General features: G+C 65.7%; 15 protein-coding genes. 13 read left to right on the top strand and 2 right to left on the bottom strand.

The genetic code is table 11. From position 1 onward, the window contains the following. Window positions 1–178 precede the first annotated feature (178 nt). The 8 genes from tkt to SR882_RS11190 all read left to right on the top strand — a co-directional run bounded on the left by tkt (window position 179) and on the right by SR882_RS11190 (window position 11,609). Window positions 179–2,167 carry a transketolase gene (gene tkt / locus SR882_RS11225; RefSeq protein WP_322521306.1) on the top strand — a complete coding sequence of 663 codons (1,989 nt, stop codon included), beginning with the start codon at window positions 179–181 and terminating at the stop codon, window positions 2,165–2,167. Between the two features lie 93 nt (window positions 2,168–2,260). Then, a complete protein-coding gene (gap, locus tag SR882_RS11220; RefSeq protein WP_322521305.1) occupies window positions 2,261–3,259 on the top strand; it encodes a type I glyceraldehyde-3-phosphate dehydrogenase in 999 nt (332 codons plus the stop codon). A gap of 141 nt (window positions 3,260–3,400) precedes the next feature. After that, window positions 3,401–4,585 carry a phosphoglycerate kinase gene (locus tag SR882_RS11215; protein ID WP_322521304.1) on the top strand — a complete coding sequence of 395 codons (1,185 nt, stop codon included), beginning with the start codon at window positions 3,401–3,403 and terminating at the stop codon, window positions 4,583–4,585. Between the two features lie 8 nt (window positions 4,586–4,593). Continuing rightward, a complete protein-coding gene (gene pyk / locus SR882_RS11210; RefSeq protein ID WP_322522418.1) occupies window positions 4,594–6,063 on the top strand; it encodes a pyruvate kinase in 1,470 nt (489 codons plus the stop codon). A gap of 147 nt (window positions 6,064–6,210) precedes the next feature. Further along, window positions 6,211–7,275, top strand: a complete 1,065-nt coding sequence (gene fba, locus SR882_RS11205) for a class II fructose-bisphosphate aldolase (RefSeq protein ID WP_322521303.1) — start codon at window positions 6,211–6,213, stop codon at window positions 7,273–7,275. A gap of 130 nt (window positions 7,276–7,405) precedes the next feature. Next, on the top strand, window positions 7,406–9,658 hold the full coding sequence (locus SR882_RS11200; RefSeq protein WP_322521302.1) for a PAS domain S-box protein: 2,253 nt from the start codon (window positions 7,406–7,408) through the stop codon (window positions 9,656–9,658). A 255-nt stretch (window positions 9,659–9,913) separates the two neighbouring features. Beyond that, window positions 9,914–10,813, top strand: coding sequence for an ATP-binding cassette domain-containing protein (locus SR882_RS11195; protein WP_322521301.1), 900 nt, complete (start codon window positions 9,914–9,916; stop codon window positions 10,811–10,813). Window positions 10,814–10,820: 7 nt separating this feature from the next. After that, window positions 10,821–11,609 (top strand): ABC transporter permease, encoded by a 789-nt coding sequence (locus SR882_RS11190; protein ID WP_322521300.1) that lies wholly within the window; start codon window positions 10,821–10,823, stop codon window positions 11,607–11,609. Window positions 11,610–11,762: 153 nt separating this feature from the next. Here the strand turns inward: SR882_RS11190 and SR882_RS11185 are convergent, their stop codons facing one another. Both SR882_RS11185 and folE read right to left on the bottom strand, forming a co-directional pair. Then, window positions 11,763–12,497: an SDR family oxidoreductase gene (locus SR882_RS11185; protein ID WP_322521299.1), complete on the bottom strand. Its 735-nt coding sequence runs from the start codon at window positions 12,495–12,497 to the stop codon at window positions 11,763–11,765. A gap of 4 nt (window positions 12,498–12,501) precedes the next feature. Beyond that, the gene (gene folE / locus SR882_RS11180) at window positions 12,502–13,110 is read right to left on the bottom strand and encodes a GTP cyclohydrolase I FolE (RefSeq protein WP_322521298.1); all 609 of its coding nucleotides are present in this window, start codon (window positions 13,108–13,110) and stop codon (window positions 12,502–12,504) included. Window positions 13,111–13,327: 217 nt separating this feature from the next. Between folE and argS the strand changes: the two genes are divergently transcribed. The 5 genes from argS (at window position 13,328) to SR882_RS11155 (ending at window position 18,786) form a co-directional block, all read left to right on the top strand. Further along, window positions 13,328–15,091 (top strand): arginine--tRNA ligase, encoded by a 1,764-nt coding sequence (gene argS / locus SR882_RS11175; protein WP_322521297.1) that lies wholly within the window; start codon window positions 13,328–13,330, stop codon window positions 15,089–15,091. 32 nt (window positions 15,092–15,123) lie between these two features. Next, window positions 15,124–15,672: an SPOR domain-containing protein gene (locus tag SR882_RS11170; protein ID WP_322521296.1), complete on the top strand. Its 549-nt coding sequence runs from the start codon at window positions 15,124–15,126 to the stop codon at window positions 15,670–15,672. A gap of 119 nt (window positions 15,673–15,791) precedes the next feature. Then, window positions 15,792–17,522 (top strand): diguanylate cyclase, encoded by a 1,731-nt coding sequence (locus SR882_RS11165; protein ID WP_322521295.1) that lies wholly within the window; start codon window positions 15,792–15,794, stop codon window positions 17,520–17,522. Between the two features lie 119 nt (window positions 17,523–17,641). Further along, entirely contained in the window at window positions 17,642–18,577 is a 936-nt protein-coding gene (locus SR882_RS11160) for a branched-chain amino acid transaminase (RefSeq protein WP_322521294.1), read from the top strand. Next, window positions 18,574–18,786 carry a zinc-finger domain-containing protein gene (locus tag SR882_RS11155; RefSeq protein WP_322521293.1) on the top strand — a complete coding sequence of 71 codons (213 nt, stop codon included), beginning with the start codon at window positions 18,574–18,576 and terminating at the stop codon, window positions 18,784–18,786. Before SR882_RS11160 ends, SR882_RS11155 begins: the two co-directional genes overlap by 4 nt. Window positions 18,787–18,819: the final 33 nt, after the last annotated feature.

Raw genomic sequence — 18,819 nt, 5'->3', positions numbered from 1 at the left:
GGAGGGCAATGTCTGTCGTTCCTAAGTAATTGAAAAACAGGGTGGTTGCCTTGCGTGAGGGTTTTGGGGACAATGTCGCGCAACTTCCGCGCCTGCCCCAAGGCCAGGCGCCGTCGTCTGCGTGCGCAATGCACACGGCGCCCAGAACCGCTTCTTTTTCAACCCTTTGGAGTGTTTTATGTCGACACGTAGAGAGCTTGCCAACGCGATTCGCGCGTTGAGCATGGACGCCGTTCAGAAGGCGAATTCGGGTCACCCGGGTGCCCCCATGGGCATGGCGGATATCGCCGAGGTGCTGTGGAACGACTACATGCACCACAACCCGAAGAACCCGGAATGGCCGAACCGCGACCGTTTCGTGCTCTCCAACGGTCACGGTTCGATGCTGATCTACTCTCTGCTCCACCTGACCGGCTACGAGCTGCCGATTGAAGAGCTGAAGAACTTCCGTCAGCTGCACTCCAAGACCCCGGGTCACCCGGAATACGGCTACACCCCGGGCGTCGAGACCACCACCGGTCCGCTGGGCCAGGGTCTCACCAACGCCGTCGGCATGGCCATCGCCGAAAAGATGCTTGCCGGCCAGTTCAACAAGCCGAGCCACAAGGTCGTCGATCATTACACCTACTGCTTCTTGGGTGACGGTTGCCTGATGGAAGGCATCTCCCACGAGGCCTGCTCGCTGGCGGGCACCCTGGGTCTGGGCAAGCTGATTGCCTTCTACGACGACAACGGCATCTCCATCGACGGCCACGTCGAGGGCTGGTTCACCGACGACACGCCCAAGCGTTTCGAGTCCTACGGCTGGCACGTCGTTCGTGACGTCGACGGTCACGATGCCGACGCCATCGACGCGGCCATCCGCGAGGCGCGTTCGGTCAACGACAAGCCGACCATGATCTGCACCAAGACCGTCATCGGCTTCGGCGCGCCGAACCTCTGCGGCACCCACGACTGCCACGGCGCCGCCCTGGGCGACGCCGAGGTCAAGGCCACCCGCGAAAACATCGGCTGGAGCCACGAGCCGTTCGTCATTCCGGACGAGGTCTACGCCGGCTGGGATGCCTCCGAGAAGGGCGCGAAGGCCGAGGCCGAGTGGAACGAGACCTTCGCCGCCTACGAGAAGGCTTATCCCGCCGAGGCCGCCGAGCTCAAGCGTCGCCTGAACGGCGACCTGCCGGCCGACTTCAGCGACAAGATGGACGCGCTGATCAAGGAGATCGACGCCAAGGGCGAGAGCGTCGCCTCGCGCAAGGCCTCGCAGGCCGTGATCACCGGCCTGGCCGAGATGCTGCCGGAACTGGTCGGCGGTTCCGCTGACCTGGCGCCGTCCAACCTGACCACCTGGAAGGGCTGCACCGCGCTGACCGCCACCGAGTCGGATGCCAACTACATCCACTACGGCGTGCGCGAATTCGGCATGAGCGCCATCATGAACGGCATGGTGCTGCACGGCGGCCTGCTGCCGTATGCCGGCACCTTCCTGATGTTCTCCGAGTACGCTCGCAACGCGCTGCGCATGTCGGGGCTGATGAAGATCGGTTCGATCTTCGTCTACACCCACGACTCCATCGGCCTGGGCGAAGACGGTCCGACCCACCAGCCGGTCGAGCAGATCGCCACCATGCGCCTGATTCCGCGCATGCAGACCTGGCGCCCGTGTGACGCAGTCGAGACCGCGGTGGCCTGGAAGCAGGCGATCGTTCGTCGCGACGCACCGACCTCGCTGGTCTTCTCGCGCCAGGGGCTGCCGCACCAGACCCGCACGCCTGAGCAGATCGCCAACATCGAGAAGGGCGGCTACATCCTGAAGGACTGCGACGGCACGCCGGACCTGATCCTGATCGCCACCGGCTCCGAGGTCGGCCTGGCGATGGACGCGGCCGAGAAGCTGACCGACAAGAAGGTCCGCATCGTCTCCATGCCCTGCGTCGAGGCCTTCGCCGCCCAGGACGAGGCCTACCGCGAGTCGGTACTGCCGAGCAGCGTGACTGCGCGCATGGCCATCGAGGCCGGTGTGACCCAGGGCTGGTACAAGTACGTCGGCAGCCAGGGCAAGGTGTTCGGCCTGGACACCTTCGGTGAGTCCGCGCCGGCCGGTGACCTGTTCGAGTTCTTCGGTTTCACCGCCGATCGCGTCGCCGAGGAAGCCCGCAAGCTGGGCTGATCCGGGCTCGCATCAACCGTTTTTGGGCGCATGTGTCGTCAATCGCATGCGCCCTGACTGATTTGTATCCACGTATCGATTAGGAGAAAACCCATGGCTATTCGTGTCGGTATCAACGGCTTCGGTCGTATCGGTCGCATGGTGTTCCGTGCGGCAGCTCAGGAATTCCCGGAGCTGGAAATCGTTGGCATCAACGACCTGCTGGAGCCGGAGTACCTGGCGTACATGCTCAAGTACGACTCCGTGCACGGCCGTTTCGACGGTGACGTGTCGGTCGAAGGCAACAACCTGGTCGTCAACGGCAAGAAGATCCGCCTGACCGCCGAGAAGGACCCGTCCCAGCTCAAGTGGGGCGACCTGGACGTCGACGTCGTGGTCGAGTCCACCGGCCTGTTCCTTACCGAGGAGACCTGCCAGAAGCACATCGAGGCGGGCGCCAAGAAGGTCGTGCAGTCGGCCCCGTCCAAGGACGCCACCCCGATGTTCGTCTACGGCGTCAACCACAACGACTACGCCGGTCAGCCGATCGTCTCCGCCGCCTCCTGCACCACCAACTGCCTGGCGCCGGTGGCCAAGGTCCTGAACGACAAGTTCGGCATCAAGCGTGGCCTGATGAGCACCGTTCACGCCGCTACCGCCACCCAGAAGACCGTTGATGGCCCGTCCCAGAAGGACTGGCGCGGCGGCCGCGGCATCCTGGAGAACATCATCCCGTCCTCCACCGGTGCCGCCAAGGCCGTGGGCAAGGTCCTGCCGGCCCTGAACGGCAAGCTGACCGGCATGGCGTTCCGCGTGCCGACTTCCGACGTCTCCGTGGTCGACCTGACCGCCGAGCTGGAAAAGGGCGCCTCCATGGACGACATCAAGGCGGCTATGAAGGAAGCCTCCGAGGGTGAGCTCAAGGGCGTGCTGGGTTACACCGAGGAAGCGGTCGTTTCCACCGACTTCCGTGGTCACCCGGAGCCGTCCGTGTTCGATGCCAAGGCCGGCATCGCCCTGGACGACACCTTCGTCAAGGTTGTCGCCTGGTACGACAACGAGTTCGGTTACACCTGCAACATGCTGCGCGTCGTGCAGCACGTCGGCAAGTAAATCGACTGACCGGAACGGGTGGGTTTTCCCACCCGTTTTTCCACCTGTCTTTCGCGCCACGCGAGAGCCGTAAGGACTGGGCGTCACCGAGTCGTCCCCCATTCCTTACCGCTTTTTATCTGTCTCATTGAGGAGTTTTCCATGGCGAACGTCATCCGCATGACTGATCTCGATCTTGCCGGCAAGCGCGTGTTGATCCGCGCCGACCTGAACGTGCCGGTCAAGGACGGCAAGGTCACCTCTGATGCGCGCATCAGCGCCTCGCTGGGGACCATCAAGGCCGCGCTCGACCAGGGCGCCCACGTGATGGTCACCTCGCACCTGGGTCGTCCGACCGAGGGTGAGTTCTCCGAGGAGGATTCCCTGGCCCCAGTCGCCAAGGACCTGGGCGACAAGCTTGGCCGCGAGGTTCGGCTGGTGCGTGACTACCTGGGCAAGGACGTCGCAGTCGACGGCGGCGAAGTGGTCATGCTGGAAAACGTCCGCTTCAACAAGGGCGAGAAGAAGGACGACGAGGCGCTCGCCAAGCAGTACGCCGCCCTGTGCGACGTGTTCGTGATGGATGCCTTCGGCACGGCCCACCGCGCCCAGGCGTCCACCCACGGCGTGGCCAAGTTCGCGCCGACCGCGTGCGCCGGCACCCTGCTCACCGAGGAACTCGAGGCGTTGACCCAGGCGCTGGCCAACCCGGCCCGCCCGATGGTCGCCATCGTCGGTGGCTCCAAGGTCTCCACCAAGCTGACCGTGCTCGAGGCGCTGGCGGCGAAGGTCGACCAGCTGATCGTCGGCGGCGGCATCGCCAACACCTTCGTCAAGGCCGCCGGCCACGGCGTGGGCAAGTCGCTCTGCGAGGACGACCTCGTGCCGACGGCCAAGGCGCTGATGGACAAGCTCAAGAGCAACGGTGCCAACATCCCGCTGCCGACCGACGTGGTCGTCGGCAAGCAGTTCGACGAGAACGAGTCGGCCGTGCTCAAGCGTGTCGAGGACGTGGCCGACGACGACATGATCTTCGACATCGGGCCGGAGAGTGCCGAGGCACTGGCCAAGGTGATCGAGAACGCCGGTACCGTCGTCTGGAACGGCCCGGTCGGCGTGTTCGAGTTCGACCAGTTCGGTGATGGCACCAAACGCATCTCCCAGGCGATCGCCGACACCAAGGCCTTCACCCTGGCCGGCGGCGGCGACACGATCGCGGCGATCCAGAAGTACGACATCTACGACAAGGTCAGCTACATCTCGACCGCTGGCGGTGCGTTCCTCGAGTTCCTGGAGGGCAAGACCCTGCCGGCGGTTGCCATGCTGGAAGAGCGGGCGAAAGGCTGATGGCAAACATGCACGGTTCCACTGATCATCTTCCGGCACAGCGACGGACCAAGATCGTCGCTACGCTCGGCCCGGCCAGCGACGACCTGACCACCATTACCAACCTCGTGCGGGCGGGTATCGATGTCGTGCGGATGAACTTCTCGCACGGCAAGGCCGCCGACCACCAGCGGCGCGCCGACATGGTGCGCGAGGCGGCGGCCGCCGAAGGTCGTTACGTCGCGATCCTCGGTGACCTGCAAGGCCCGAAGATCCGCATCGACCGGTTCAAGGATGGCAAGGTTGAGCTCGAGGAGGGCAAGCCGTTCACCCTCGATGCCGACCTCGACCCCGATGGCGGCGACGAGACCAAGGTGGGCATCACCTACAAGGCGCTGGTCTCCGATTCGCGCCCGGGTGACATCCTGCTGCTCGACGATGGCCGGATCGTCCTGAAGGTCGACAATGTCCAGGGCAATCAGGTCCAGACCACCGTCACCGTCGGCGGCATGCTGTCCAACAACAAGGGCATCAACCGCCAGGGCGGCGGCCTGTCCGCGCCGGCGATCACCGACAAGGATCGCGCCGACATCAAGACGGCCGCCGAGATCGGTGTGGATTACATCGCCGTCTCGTTCCCGCGTTCGGGCGAGGATATCCACGAGGCTCGTCGCCTGCTGCAGGAAGCCGGTTGCCGCGCGCACATCGTCTCCAAGATCGAGCGCGCCGAGGCGATCGACTGCATCCGCGAGATCATCCAGGCCTCCGATGCGATCATGATCGCCCGCGGTGACCTGGGCGTGGAAATCGGCGATGCCGAGCTCCCCGCGGTGCAGAAGGCCTTCATCAAGATGGCCAAGGAGCTCAACCGCCCCGTCATCACCGCGACCCAGATGATGGAAACCATGATCGACAACCCGATCCCGACCCGGGCCGAGGTGTTCGACGTGGCCAACGCGGTGCTCGACGGCACCGACGCGGTGATGCTCTCGGCCGAGACGGCCGCCGGCAAGTACCCGGTGCGCGTGGTCGAGACCATGGCGCGGGTCTGCCATCGGGCCGAGTACCAGATCGAGGCGAAGAAGAGCGCCGCGCCGTTGGACGTGCCCTTCGAGCGGATCGACCAGGCGATTGCCTACTCGGCGATCTACACGGCCAACCACCTCTCGGTCGCGGCGATCGTCGCGTTGTCCGAGTCGGGGGCGACGCCGTTGTGGATGTCGCGTGTCGATACCGACATCCCGATCTACACCTTCACCCGCTCGGAGGAAACGGCCCGCCGCGTCGGTCTCTACCGCGGCGTGCAGGCGGTGCACTTCCCGGTGCCGTCGACCGACCATGCCGAGGTCAACCGGATGGTGATCGAGAGTCTCCAGCAGATGGAAAAGCTCGACGAGGGCGACCTGGTGATCATCACCAAGGGCGACCTGATGGGTCAGATGGGCGGCACGAACGCCATGAAGATCGTTCGAGTCGGGGACGTGATCTCCGTCGACTGACGGGCGGCGGTCAGGTCCTGGCGCGATTTGGGATATCCGGGTGCGCTGGGTATGCTGTCGCGCTGATTGAATTTTCGGTGACCGAATCGGTCCGATCCGGTCACCGCCACGGTTTCGCAACTACGTTTCAACTTGAGGAGAGGCACTATGGCGCTCATTTCGCTTCGCCAGCTGCTGGATCATGCCGCTGAACACAGCTACGGCATGCCGGCGTTCAACGTCAACAACATGGAGCAGATCCACGCGATCATGCAGGCCGCCGACGAAGTCGACAGCCCGGTGATCCTGCAGGGCTCCGCCGGTGCTCGCAAGTACGCCGGCGAGCCGTTCCTGCGCCACCTCGTCGAGGCGGCCACCGAGATGTACCCGCACATCCCGATCGTCATGCACCAGGACCACGGCTCGGATCCGGGCGTCTGCCTGCGTGCGATCCAGTCGGGCTTCTCCTCGGTCATGATGGACGGCTCGCTGCTGCCGGACATGAAGACCCCGTCCGACTACGAGTACAACGCCAACGTCACCGCCAAGGTGACCGAGATGGCGCACGCCGGCGGTGTTTCCGTCGAGGGTGAGCTGGGCTGCCTCGGTTCGCTGGAAACCGGCGAGATGGGCGAGGAAGACGGCCACGGCGCGGAAGGCAAGCTGGACATGGACATGCTGCTGACTGATCCGGAAGAAGCGGCTCAGTTCGTCAAGCACACCGACTGTGACGCCTTGGCGATCGCCATCGGCACCAGCCACGGCGCCTACAAGTTCACGCAGAAGCCGACCGGCCAGATCCTGCGCATCGACCGCGTCAAGGAGATCCACCAGCGGATCCCGGACACGCACCTGGTCATGCACGGCTCCTCCTCCGTACCGGAAGAGTGGCTCGAGATCATCAACAACTACGGCGGCGACATGGGTCAGACCTATGGTGTGCCGGTTGAAGAGATCGTCGAGGGCATCAAGCACGGCGTTCGCAAGGTCAACATCGACACCGACCTGCGCATGGCGTCCACTGGTGCGGTACGTAAGCACCTCGAAGAGAACAAGTCGAACTTCGACCCGCGCAAGTTCCTGAAAGAGGCGACTGCCGGCATGCAGGCCATCTGCAAGGCACGCTTCGAGGCCTTCGGTTCGGCCGGCATGGCTTCCAAGATCCGTCCGATCTCCCTGGAAGAGATGTACAAGCGTTACGAGTCGGGCAGCCTCAAGCAAAAGATCCGCTGATCTTGGCTTGACCGGGCTGTTGCCCGGTGCCGCTCAAAACGACAACCCCGCCAATTGGCGGGGTTTTTTGTGGCTCCGGGTTTGTCCCTGACCGTAGGCGAGAGTGTGCAAATGCGTGATAATCGGTCGCATGGGAGGGAATGCGTACAAGGATGACCCCGTATCCCGGCTGCCGGCGGCTAACCGGCGACCGGGGCTGCGTGCCGTCTGGCTGCTGGTGCTGGTGGGGTGGTTGTTGCTGGGAGTGCTCGGCACGCTGTTGGTGCAGCGGGAGTTCGACTCCGAGGTCGACGCCCGCGCCGATCGCCTGCTGGACACCGCCGACTACGCCCTGTCGAGTCGCCAGGCCGAACTGGCGAGGATCGCCCGAATACTGGCACTGGACGAGCGGGTGCGCGAAATCCTGTCACAGGCCCGGGCGATGGTCGAGTTGGAAGGTGGCGCTGGCGGTGCTGAAGGGGCCGCAACGCTCCGCCGCGAACTCGCCCGGGCGGTCACCCCGATCGCCTCCGAGCTGATCCACGGCCAGGATCGCGTGATGCAGTTTCACCTGGGCCCGGAGGCGGTCAGTTTCCTGCGGGTGCATGCCCCGGACCGTTTCGGTGACGAGCTGGCGTCCCTGCGGCCGTTGCTGGCCGAGGTGTATCGCAACGGGCGAGGCGCCATGGGTTTCGAGGTGGGACGCGTGTTTTCCGGCTTTCGTGCGGTCGAACCGGTTTGGGCCCCGAACCCCGGTGGCGCCTCCGGTGGGTCGGATCGGGTGATCGGGACCGTCGAGGTGGGCACGGGTGTCACGCCGGTCGACAGCTACCTCGAAGAGAGCCTGGGGGCCCGCGCGACCCTGCTGCTGCCCGCCGCTATCGCTGAAAAAAACATCTGGGCGGAGATGCGCGAACGGCGGCATATCGCCCCGGTGGGGGACGGCGATTACTACCTCGACGGGCCCAAGGTTGATCATCTCGGGCTGGCCGCCGCCCTTCGCCATCTCGAGGGCGAGCCAGCGGCACGGTGGCGGTTTTCAGCCGACGGGCGTGAGTGGCTGGCCGTGTCGCGCCCCGTGCCGATTCTCACCCAGGAGAGTGATAAACCGGCCCAACTCGTGGCGGTCGAACCGATCACGGATCTCTATGCGGCGATGCAACGGCGGCTGGTCACCCTGCTGGCCGCCGTGGTGGTCGCCTTCCTGCTGACGTCGCTGGGCTTGTGGCTGCTGTCTCGTTGGCAGCGGACGCGGTGGATGGTGGTCATCGATCGTGCCGAGGCCGAGCGTGACGCGCTGTTCGAGCTGAGCCCCCAGCCACTGGAGCTGACCGACATGCAGGGACGCTCGTTGCTGGTGAATGATGCCTTTCGCCGCACCTTCGGGGTCGTCGAGTCCGTCGATGGGCGCGGTTGGCTCGCGCGAGGTCTCGAGGGCTTGCAGCTCGAGGCGTTCGAGCGAGCCATCGCCCGCGGCGAGCGCTGGAACGGCGCGTTGCGTCTGCCGGCATTGCAGGGGAGATCAGGCTGGTTCCGAGTGCAGGTGGTGCCGATTGCCGACGAGTCCGGTCGTCCGGCCCGACTGTGGTGGTTCTTCCACGATGTCGATCGTGAACGCCGGGCCGCGGCCATCGCACAGGCAGAGCGGGATCGTCTCGATGCCTTCCTCGCGGCGAGCCCGGCGGTCATTTACACCTTCCGTGCCGATCGCCCCGGCCGCCTGGATTACGTCAGCGCCAATATTCGCGAGATTCTCGGCTACACCCCGGATGCCTTGATCGATGGACCGGACTGGTGGGAGCAGACCCTGCACCCCGACGATCGCGAACGCGCACTGAAGGAGGGCGATTTCACCCGCTGGCCGGGCGACCGCAAGCGCAGTCGCTACCGACTGTTGCGACCGGATGGCTCACCCCTGTGGGTGACGGACCACGCTCGCCTGCTTCGCGATGCCGATGGCCGTCCGGAGCGGATCGTGGGGGCACTGATCGACTCTCGCGAGACGGTGGCGCTCGAGGCGCGGTTGGCCGAAAGCGAACGCTTGTATCGCTCGGTTGTCGAGGGTGTCGAGGAGGCGATCTTCGTGGTGGGTGTCGAGTCCGGTGGCGTGTTTCGCTTCATCACCAGCAACCCGGCCCACGAACAAGCCACCGGCCTGTCGCGAGAGCAACTGGCCGGTGCCACGCCCGATGAGATCCTGTCGCCCGATGCCGCCGCCCACGTGAAGCGCCAATACCGAGCCTGTCTCCAGACGGGGCGGGCGATTCGTTATCACGAGACGCTCGATTTGCCCGCGGGGCGAGGGCATTGGCACACCACGCTCACCCCGATCCGGGACGAAAGCGGTGCGTTTGCCCTGATCGCCGGGGTGGCCATGCGGCTCGAGGAGGGGCGCAACGACTGACCTGAGCCGGACCGTTCGGTGTTTTTGCCGGGTGACGGCCTGTGGCTGCGACCACCTCGGCTCGGTGATGGCACGTCGTTAAGGTCCCCGTGGCCGCCCCAAAGGCGGTTCGCCCGTCCAATCGATCCTTCCCTGGGCTACCTTGCAAACCCTGGCGCCGTCGACCATCATCCGGGCCCTGCTCGATCCGAGGATCCGCGTGTGACCCTGTCTGATCCACCTGCTGCCCATCATCATTCGGCGACAGCGCCCGTCGTGCGCGCACGTGGCCTGGTCAAGTGCTTCGGTGCGTTGCGCGCGGTCGACGCGGTCGACTTCGATATCCCGGCCGGCCGTTGTTTCGGTTTTCTGGGGCCCAATGGCGCCGGCAAGACCACCACCCTCAAGATGCTGATGGGGTTGGCGGACTTCGATGCCGGTGAGCTCTCGGTGCTCGGGCACGAGTTGCCGGCCGAGGCGCGCGCCATTCGTGCCCGCGTCGGGCTGGTGCCGCAGGGCGACAACCTCGATCCGGACTTCACCGTCCGGGAGAACCTGTTCATGTACGCCCGCTTTTTCGGCCTGTCCCGCGCGCAGGTGGCCGAGCGGGTCGACGCGTTGCTCGACTTCGCCAACCTGACGCACAAGGCCGAAGCCCGGGTCGACCAGTTGAGCGGTGGCATGCAGCGGCGCCTGACCATCGCCCGGGCGCTGGTCAACGACCCGGAGGTCGTCATCCTGGATGAGCCTACCTCGGGGCTCGATCCGCAGGTGCGCCACGTCATCTGGGGCCGGCTGGCCGAATTGCGCGCCCGCGGCGTGACGCTGGTGCTGACCACCCATTACATGGAAGAGGCCGAGCGGCTCTGCGATGAACTGGTGGTGATGGATCACGGCCGCATCCTGGATCAGGGCAGCCCCGGCCAGCTGATACAGCGCCATGTCGAGCCGGACGTGATCGAGTTGCGTGGCACGGTCAGCGAGGGCGTGTTCGCCACGTTGACCTCGATGGCCCTGCGGGTCGAGCGCCACGGCACCGCGGTCTACGTTTATACGGCGGCGCCGGGTCCGATACTCGATTTCCTGGGTCAGCCCGATGGCCTGACGGTGATCCATCGTCGCGCCGGGCTCGAGGACGTGTTCCTGCACCTGACCGGCCGGGAATTGCGCGAATGAGGTGCCCATGAAGCGTTCGATCTGGCAATTGCCGCGGGCAAGGATGGCGGCGTTTTCCGTGTTCGCCCGCAATTTTCTCGTCTGGCGCAAGCTGATCGGTCCGGCGATCGTGCTCAACTTCGGCGAGCCGGTGATCTATCTGCTGGGCCTGGGCATCGGCCTGGGCGCGCTGGTGGGCGACATCGGTGGGTTGCCTTACCTGGTATTCCTCGCCTCGGGGATCGTGGCGTCCTCGGCGATGATCTCGGTCAGTTTCGAGGGCATGTACTCGGTCTACACGCGGATGGTGCCGCAGAAGACCTTCGATGCCATCATGGCCACGCCGCTGGATATCGACGACATCATCCTCGGCGAAACCATCTGGGCGGCCTTCAAGGGGCTGTTGAGCGCCGTGGCGATCCTGATCGTCGCCGCCCTGCTTGGTGCGGTGCCAGGTGGCTGGATGGCGCTGTGGGCACTGCCGGTGGTGTTCCTGCTGGGGCTGGCATTCGCCGGGCCGGCCATCGTGATGACGGCCATCGCCGACAACTACGATTTCTTCAACTACTACTTCGTACTGGTGGTCACCCCGATGTTCATGCTCTCGGGCGTGTTCTTCCCGATCGAGACCCTGCCCGACTGGATGCAGACGGCCGTGCTGATCCTGCCGCTGACGCACGCGATCGAGGTCATTCGTCCCCTGATCGTCGGCGAGCCGGTCGAACACCTGCTCGCCCACCTGGCCGTACTGGCCGGTTTCGCCGTGGTCGCCTACTACCTCGCCGTGGTATTGGTGCGGCGGCGGTTGTGGGCTTGAAGGCGAGCTGGAAGCTTGAAGCTGGAAGAGGTCAGAGATCAGAGCGCATTGGGGTGTGGGCCGAGTTACTGGCGGGGTTGATCCCGGCGCACGCGTCGTTGACCATTTTTTCCAGCTTCCAGCTTCCAGCTTCCAGCTTCCAGCTTCCAGCTATCAGTTCCCCCACCGCCGCCCGGTGTCCAGCCGGATCACGGCCTGATTGATCAGCGGGCAGGCCATCAGGTAGTCGACCGTCTGGCTGACCACGCCCGGGCCGGGCTCGAAGGGCAATAAGCGGCGATTGAGGCGATGGTGGCGGTACTCGATGTCGTCTTCCGGGTGGAACATCAGCAGGCCCGGGGCGATGGCGTTCACCCGCGTGTGCGGGGCGTAGCGCAGGGCCAGCGAACGGATCGAGCTTTCGATCGCCGCCTTGGAGGCGATGTAGTGGATGTGGTCGGGTTCACCTTCGTCGATGTGGGCGTCGGTGATGAACACCGCCTGCCGGTCGGCGTGGCCGTCATCCCGTTCGCGGGCGGGCAGGGCGCGTTGCAGATGCTCGGTCAGCTCGATCGGGCTGGTCACGTGCACGGTATACATCGCCGTGGCCAGTTCGGGGTTCGCGGCGACGTCTTCGTCGCGGTGCCAGATCGAGGCGTTGTGCACGATCAGGTCGAGGTGGTCGGTTTGGCCGGCGACCTGCCGGGCGAATGCCGCGAGCCGTTCCCGCTCGAGCAGATCCAGCGGCAGGGCGATCAGCCCCCGGTCGATGAGCGCGTGCAGGGCGTCGGTCTCGTGACGATAGGTGCCGATGACCCGGTGGCCGGCGGCCAACAGATGCTCGGCAAGGTGGGCACCGACCCGGCGCGTCACGCCGGTGATCAGGATGGTCTGGGCGCGCGAGGTCATGGCGTCACCGTGCCACCAGCTGGAGAAACTCGTTACGGGTGGCCGCGCTGTCCCGGAACTGTCCGGTCATCCGTGAGGTGATGGTCTCGGACTCGACCTTCTGAACGCCGCGCATCGCCATGCACATGTGCGCCGCGCGCACCTGCACGGCGACACCGGCGGCCCCGGTCGCGGTCTCCACGGCCTCGGCGATCTGCTGGGTCATGTTCTCCTGGATCTGCAGGCGCCGCGCGTAGAGGTCGACGATGCGGGCGAGCTTGGACAGACCGAGCACCTTGCCTTGCGGGATATAGCCGATGTCGACATGACCGATGATCGGCAGCATGTGGTGTTCGCAGAGGCTGTAGAACTCGATATTGCGCACGACCACCATCTCGTCGTTGTCCGACTCGAACAGGGCGTTGCCGATGGCCGATTCCAGGCGCTGGTCCAGTCCCTGGTTCAGGTAGAGCAGGGCCTTGGCGACGCGCTGGGGCGTGTCGACCAGCCCCTCGCGCGCGGGGTCCTCGCCCAGTTCGGCCAGGATGGTCTTGACCGCGCCGGCGATGGTCTCGACGCGCTTTTGGTCCGCGCCGGCCGGTTCGGGAAAGTCGTCCTCGTGCAAGGCTGCCATTTTGGTGGTTTCTCTCGGTAAGGGCTCAAAACGTCGGCAGGAACTTTAGCAGGTGCCCGCCGGCATGTCCGACCGTGGTGGTTGGTTGCCCGGCAGTTGGCCAGCGGTTGCCCAGCGGTTGGTTGGGCCCGCGCTTGCCGCTAAACTGTCGCGTTCTTTCCCGGTACCGTTCGCGGTGCCCATGTCATGTTTCCAGCACTAAGGGGTTAACCCGTCCGTGAAGGCCGTAATCGAACAACGTCTCCAGGCGATCTGCCAGCAACTCGTCGCCGAGGGCGACCTGCCCGCCGACGTGTCGGTCAAACCGGTGCTGACGGTGCCGAAAGACCCGGCCCACGGGGATTTCGCCAGCAACCTGGCCATGCAACTGGCCAAGCCGATGAAGCGCCCGCCGCGGGCGATCGCCGAGCGCATCGTCGCGGGCTTCGCCGACCAGGCCGGGGTCGAGCGCGTCGAGATCGCCGGTCCGGGCTTCATGAACTTCTTCGTCGAGGCGGGCGCGGCCTTCGCCCTGATCGACCGCATCCTCGAGGAGGGCGAGCGGTTCGGCTGCTCGGATGCCGCCGGTGGGCAGCGCGTGCAGGTGGAATTCGTTTCGGCCAACCCGACCGGCCCGCTGCACGTCGGTCACGGCCGGGGTGCCGCCTACGGCTCGGTGGTGGCGAGCCTGCTCGAGGCGGTCGGCGCGGACGTCCAGCGCGAGTACTACGTCAACGACGCCGGTCGGCAGATGCACATCCTCGCCGTCAGCGTCTGGCTGCGTTATCTGGAAGCGCAGGGCGAGAGCATCGCGTTCCCCTCCAACGGTTACCGCTCGGAGGGCTATATCCTCGACATCGCGGCGGCGCTGGCGGACGAACACGGCCGGCGACTGGCGGTGGGATCGGACAAGGTGTTCGCCGACCTGCCCGAGGATGCGCCGAACGGCGACAAGGAGCGTCATATCGATGCGCTGATCCGGCGCATGCGCGAGCTGCTGGGCGAGACCGACTACCAGCTGGTGTTCCGCGCCGCCCTGGATGCCATCCTGTCGGACATCCGCGAGGATCTGGCGGAGTTCGGGGTTACCTACGACAACTGGTATTCCGAGCAGAGCCTTGCCGACCGCGGGCTGGTCGAGCGCGGCATCGAACGGCTCGAGGCCGAAGGCCATCTCTACGAACGGGACGGGGCGTTGTGGTTCCGCTCGACCGACTTCGGCGACGACAAAGATCGCGTGGTGCGGCGCGACAACGGCCAGACCACCTACTTCGCCTCCGACATTGCCTACCATCTGGACAAGTTCGATCGCGGCTTTGACCAGGTGATCGACATCTGGGGGGCCGATCACCACGGCTATGTGCCGCGCGTGCGCGCCGCCCTGACTGCACTGGGCAAGCCGGCCGACCACTTGGCCGTCTCGCTGGTGCAGTTCGCCATCCTCTATCGCGGCGGCGAGCGCGTGCCGATGTCGACCCGCTCGGGCAGTTTCGTCACCCTGCGCGAGCTGCGCGAGGAAGTGGGCAATGACGCGGCGCGCTTCTTCTATGTCATGCGGGCGGCCAATCAGCATCTGGATTTCGATCTGGATCTGGCCAAGAGCCAGAGCAACGAGAACCCGCTCTACTACATCCAGTACGCCCACGCCCGCGTGGCGTCGGTATTGCGCCAGTTGCCCCTGCGCGGCTTTACCCACGAGCCGCAAACCGGTCGCGAGGCCTATGCGCGACTGACCGAGCCCCACGAACAGGCCCTGTTCAAGCGCCTGTCGCAATACCCGGCGTTGGTGGAACGCGCTGCCCTGGCGCACGAGCCGCACCAGCTGATCCACTACCTGCGTGATCTGGCTCAGGATTTCCACAGCTACTACAACGCGCATGCCTTCCTGCTGGGTGACGACGCGCCGTTGCGCAACGCCCGGCTCAACCTGGTCCTGGCGACCCGGCAGGTGCTGGCCAACGGCCTGTCGCTGCTCGGCGTCAATGCCCCGGACGAGATGTAACCGTCACGATGGCCAGCAACGGGCGCAAAAAGGTGAATCGACCCCGATCCTCGGGAGGCAATCGTGGTGCCAAATGGGCGCTGTTGATTGCCTTGGTCCTGCTGGTCGGGATGGTGGTGCTGCTCGCGCGACTGACGGCGGAGAACAACAGCCGGCCGACCGAGGCGCCGACCGCCCAGACCGATACCCGCAGCGTGGAAAAGCCACCGGAGAAGCAGCCGGTCTCCCCCGAATTCCAGTTCTACACCCTGTTGCCGGAGGAGGGGAATCGGCCCCCGCGTCCCGCTGCCGACGAGCCGGCAACCCCCACCGAGCCGCCCGCCGAGTCGTCTGACCTCAAATCGGAGGCGCGCTACGTGCTCCAGGCAGGCTCGTTCAGCAAGGCGCGCGATGCCGAGGCGCGCAAGGCCAAACTGGCCCTGCTCGGGGTCGAAAGCCGCATCGATCCGGTCGAGGTGCGCGGGCAGCGCTATCACCGCGTAATCCTCGGCCCCCTGCCGGGCAAGGACATCGCGGCACTGCGCCGTCAACTTGACCAGGCCGGCATCGAGACGACCGAGCCCCGCCGCAGCGACGGCTGATCGCGGTTCGTCGGATATTGCCCGGGCGCCACACTCGGAATACAGTGAGCCATATAAGGAACTGTCAGGACACGGCATCGTGTCGACAGTGACGGCTCGTCCAATCCCGAGGATGGCGCATGACGGCTGGCAATGCCACGCAGCGGGGGGAAGCGGATGCCCGCGTCAGGCGGGTCGGCCGTGTGCTGTCCCCGGCGGCGGCCTGGTGGTTGCTGATTGCCGTCCTGCTGTTCGTCCCGGCCGCGCACGCCGAGCGCGACCTCCTCTCCCAGGCCGAATGGGCCACCACCCAGGAGCGCCTCTCGCCCAGCGAGGCAATGGCCCTCGATTACCGAGCCGCCGACACGGCCGCCTTGAACCTCGGGCCATATCAAGGGCGGCTCTGGCTGCGGTTCAGCCTCGACGGCGAATCGCTCGGCGAGTCGCGCTGGCTGTCGATTCGCTGGCCCTATTTCCGTGATCTGCGGATTTTCCTGCGTGATCCCGGCGCCCCCGGCGGTGACTGGCTGGAGGTGCGCGAGACCACCGACATGGTGGGGTTGCTGGACATGCCGGGGCACCCGGGGCGGTTGTTGCCGCGGTTTGCCGCTGAGCGAGAGGTATTGATCCAGTTGCGTGCCGACGGCCCGACGGCCCTGCGCCTGACGCTCGGCACGCTGGAGGAGGAGCGGGTTCGCACCCTGGTCCGCTACACCCTGTTCGGCGTCTATCTCGGCGCGATGCTGGGCATGGCGGTCTACAGCCTGTTCCTGATGCTGGCGGTGCGCGAGCGCACCTATCTCGGCTATGCCGTGTTCCTGGCGGCGACCGTGCTTTACATCGGCCTGCGCTACAACATCCTGACCCCGCTGCTCCCCGACGCCGTCCAGTCGGTGCCGCCCGCGGCACGGGCGCAGGTGGCCGTCGCCCTGGTGGCGTTGTCGGCGATCTGGTTCGTGCGGCGATTCCTGCGTACCCAGCGCGATGACCGACTGGCCGACCGCGCGTTGCTCGGCGTCATGGTGGCGGCGGTGCTGTCGATGCCCGCCTCCATCTGGCTGGTGGGGGTCGTCTCGTTCGCCATCGTGGCCGTCTATGCAGTCGCCGCGGTGGTCGCGATTGTCTGGGCCGCCGTGCGGGCCATGCGCCGCGGTTTCGGTCCGGCCGGCTACCTGTTGCTCGGCTGGTCGGTGTTCGCGTTGGCCGTGTTGTTGTACCTCGCCATGCTGCTGGGCTGGCTGCCGTACGCCACCTGGCTGATGATCGCCCTGCCGGTGGGCTCGTTGGCCGAGGCCTTGTTGCTGGCGTTTGCCCTGGGGAATCGCATCCGTCACAAGCAGCGAGAGGAGACCGTGCTGGCCCAAGAGCGGGATCGATACCGTTTTCTCAGCGAGCAGGATGGCCTGACGGGGCTCTACAACCGCCGCGCACTGGATCGGCGTCTGGATAAGGCCATCGCCGCCAGCCTGCGCACGGGCGATCCGCTGAGCCTGGTCGTGCTCGATACCGACTGGTTCAAGGATTACAACGATCGCTACGGCCATCTGGCCGGCGACGATGCCCTGCGTTGCCTGGCGCGCGTGATGCGGGCGAACGTGCGCGATGGCGACGGCTGTTTCCGCTACGGGGGCGAGGAGTTCGTCATCCTCCTGCCGGGGCAGGCGCTCGCCCAGGCGACGGTGGTCGCCGAACGGATCCGCGAGGCCTATCGTGGCAATTCCGCCTCCGAACTCGGCCCCGGCGGCACCGTGAGTCTCGGGGTGGCGCAATTCCGCGAGGGCGACAGCGCCAACACCCTGCTCGCGCGTGGCGATGCCGCCCTCTACCACGCCAAGGAGCGCGGGCGCGACCGGGTCGAGCTGGCGCACTGACGCTCCTGCCGGAATGCCGCCGGGGGTGATAAACTCGCGGGTTTGCACGCCGGTGCGCCGTCGATTTGCTCGACACGCGCCGCGTGGCACCGGTTCACTGCTCTGCGAGGCAAAAAGCAATGTCGATGGAAGATCGCGATGGTCTGATCTGGCTGGATGGCGAGATGGTCGAATGGCGGGACGCCAAGGTCCACGTACTCACTCATACCCTGCATTACGGCATGGGCGTGTTCGAAGGGGTGCGGGCCTACAAGACCGATCAGGGCACCGCGATCTTCCGCCTCGAGGACCATACCCGCCGGCTGCACAATTCGGCCAAGATCCTCGGCATGAAACTGCCCTACACCGAAAGCCACCTCAACGAGGTCCAACGCCAGGTCGTGCGCGAGAACGGCCTCGAGAGTGCCTACATCCGGCCGATGGCGTTCTACGGCTCCGAGGGCATGGGGCTGCGCGCCGACAACCTCAAGGTGCACGTGATGGTCGCCGCCTGGCACTGGGGTGCCTACCTGGGTGCGGAGAACATCGAGAAAGGGATCCGCATCCGCACCTCGAGCTACTCGCGCCATCACGTCAACGTCACCATGTGCAAGGCCAAGGCCAACGGGGCCTACATGAACTCGATGCTGGCGCTGCGCGAGGCTACCGCGGCTGGCTACGACGAGGCGATGCTGCTCGACACCCAGGGCTTCGTCGCCGAAGGCTCGGGCGAGAACATCTTCATCGTGCGCGACGGCGTGCTTTTCACGCCGGACCTGACCGCCGCGCTCGACGGCATTACCCGCCGGACGATCATTGCCCTGGCGAATCAGTTCGGCATTCCGGTGGTGGAAAAGCGCATCACCCGCGACGAGGTTTACATTGCCGACGAGGCCTTCTTCACCGGCACGGCCGCCGAGGTCACGCCGATCCGCGAAGTCGACGATCGACCGATCGGCAGCGGCGTGCGCGGCCCGATCACCGAGCGGCTGCAGAGCACCTACTTCGACCTGGTCGAGGGACGCTACCCGCCGCTGGGCGACAACTGGCTCGATTACGTGGAGGCGAAAGCATGAACCCGGATACCGCATCCCACCCGCAGGACTTTGAGACCCCCAATGCCGACTGCGTGGTCGAGGTGACCCAGGCCGACCTGCCGGTCTACTGCCCGCGCGAGGAAGAGGCGGTGTGGAACTCGCACCCGCGGGTATATATCCATCTCGAGCACAAGGGCGACGAGGCCCGCTGCATCTACTGCAGCGCGGTGTACAAGTTGATCGACTGAATAAAGGCAGTCGGTAGGGCTCCCGCGTAGGTC

The organism is Guyparkeria halophila (assembly GCF_034479635.1).
In the GTDB taxonomy this organism is placed as follows: domain Bacteria; phylum Pseudomonadota; class Gammaproteobacteria; order Halothiobacillales; family Halothiobacillaceae; genus Guyparkeria; species Guyparkeria halophila.
This window is presented reverse-complemented; position numbering and strand designations above follow the sequence as displayed.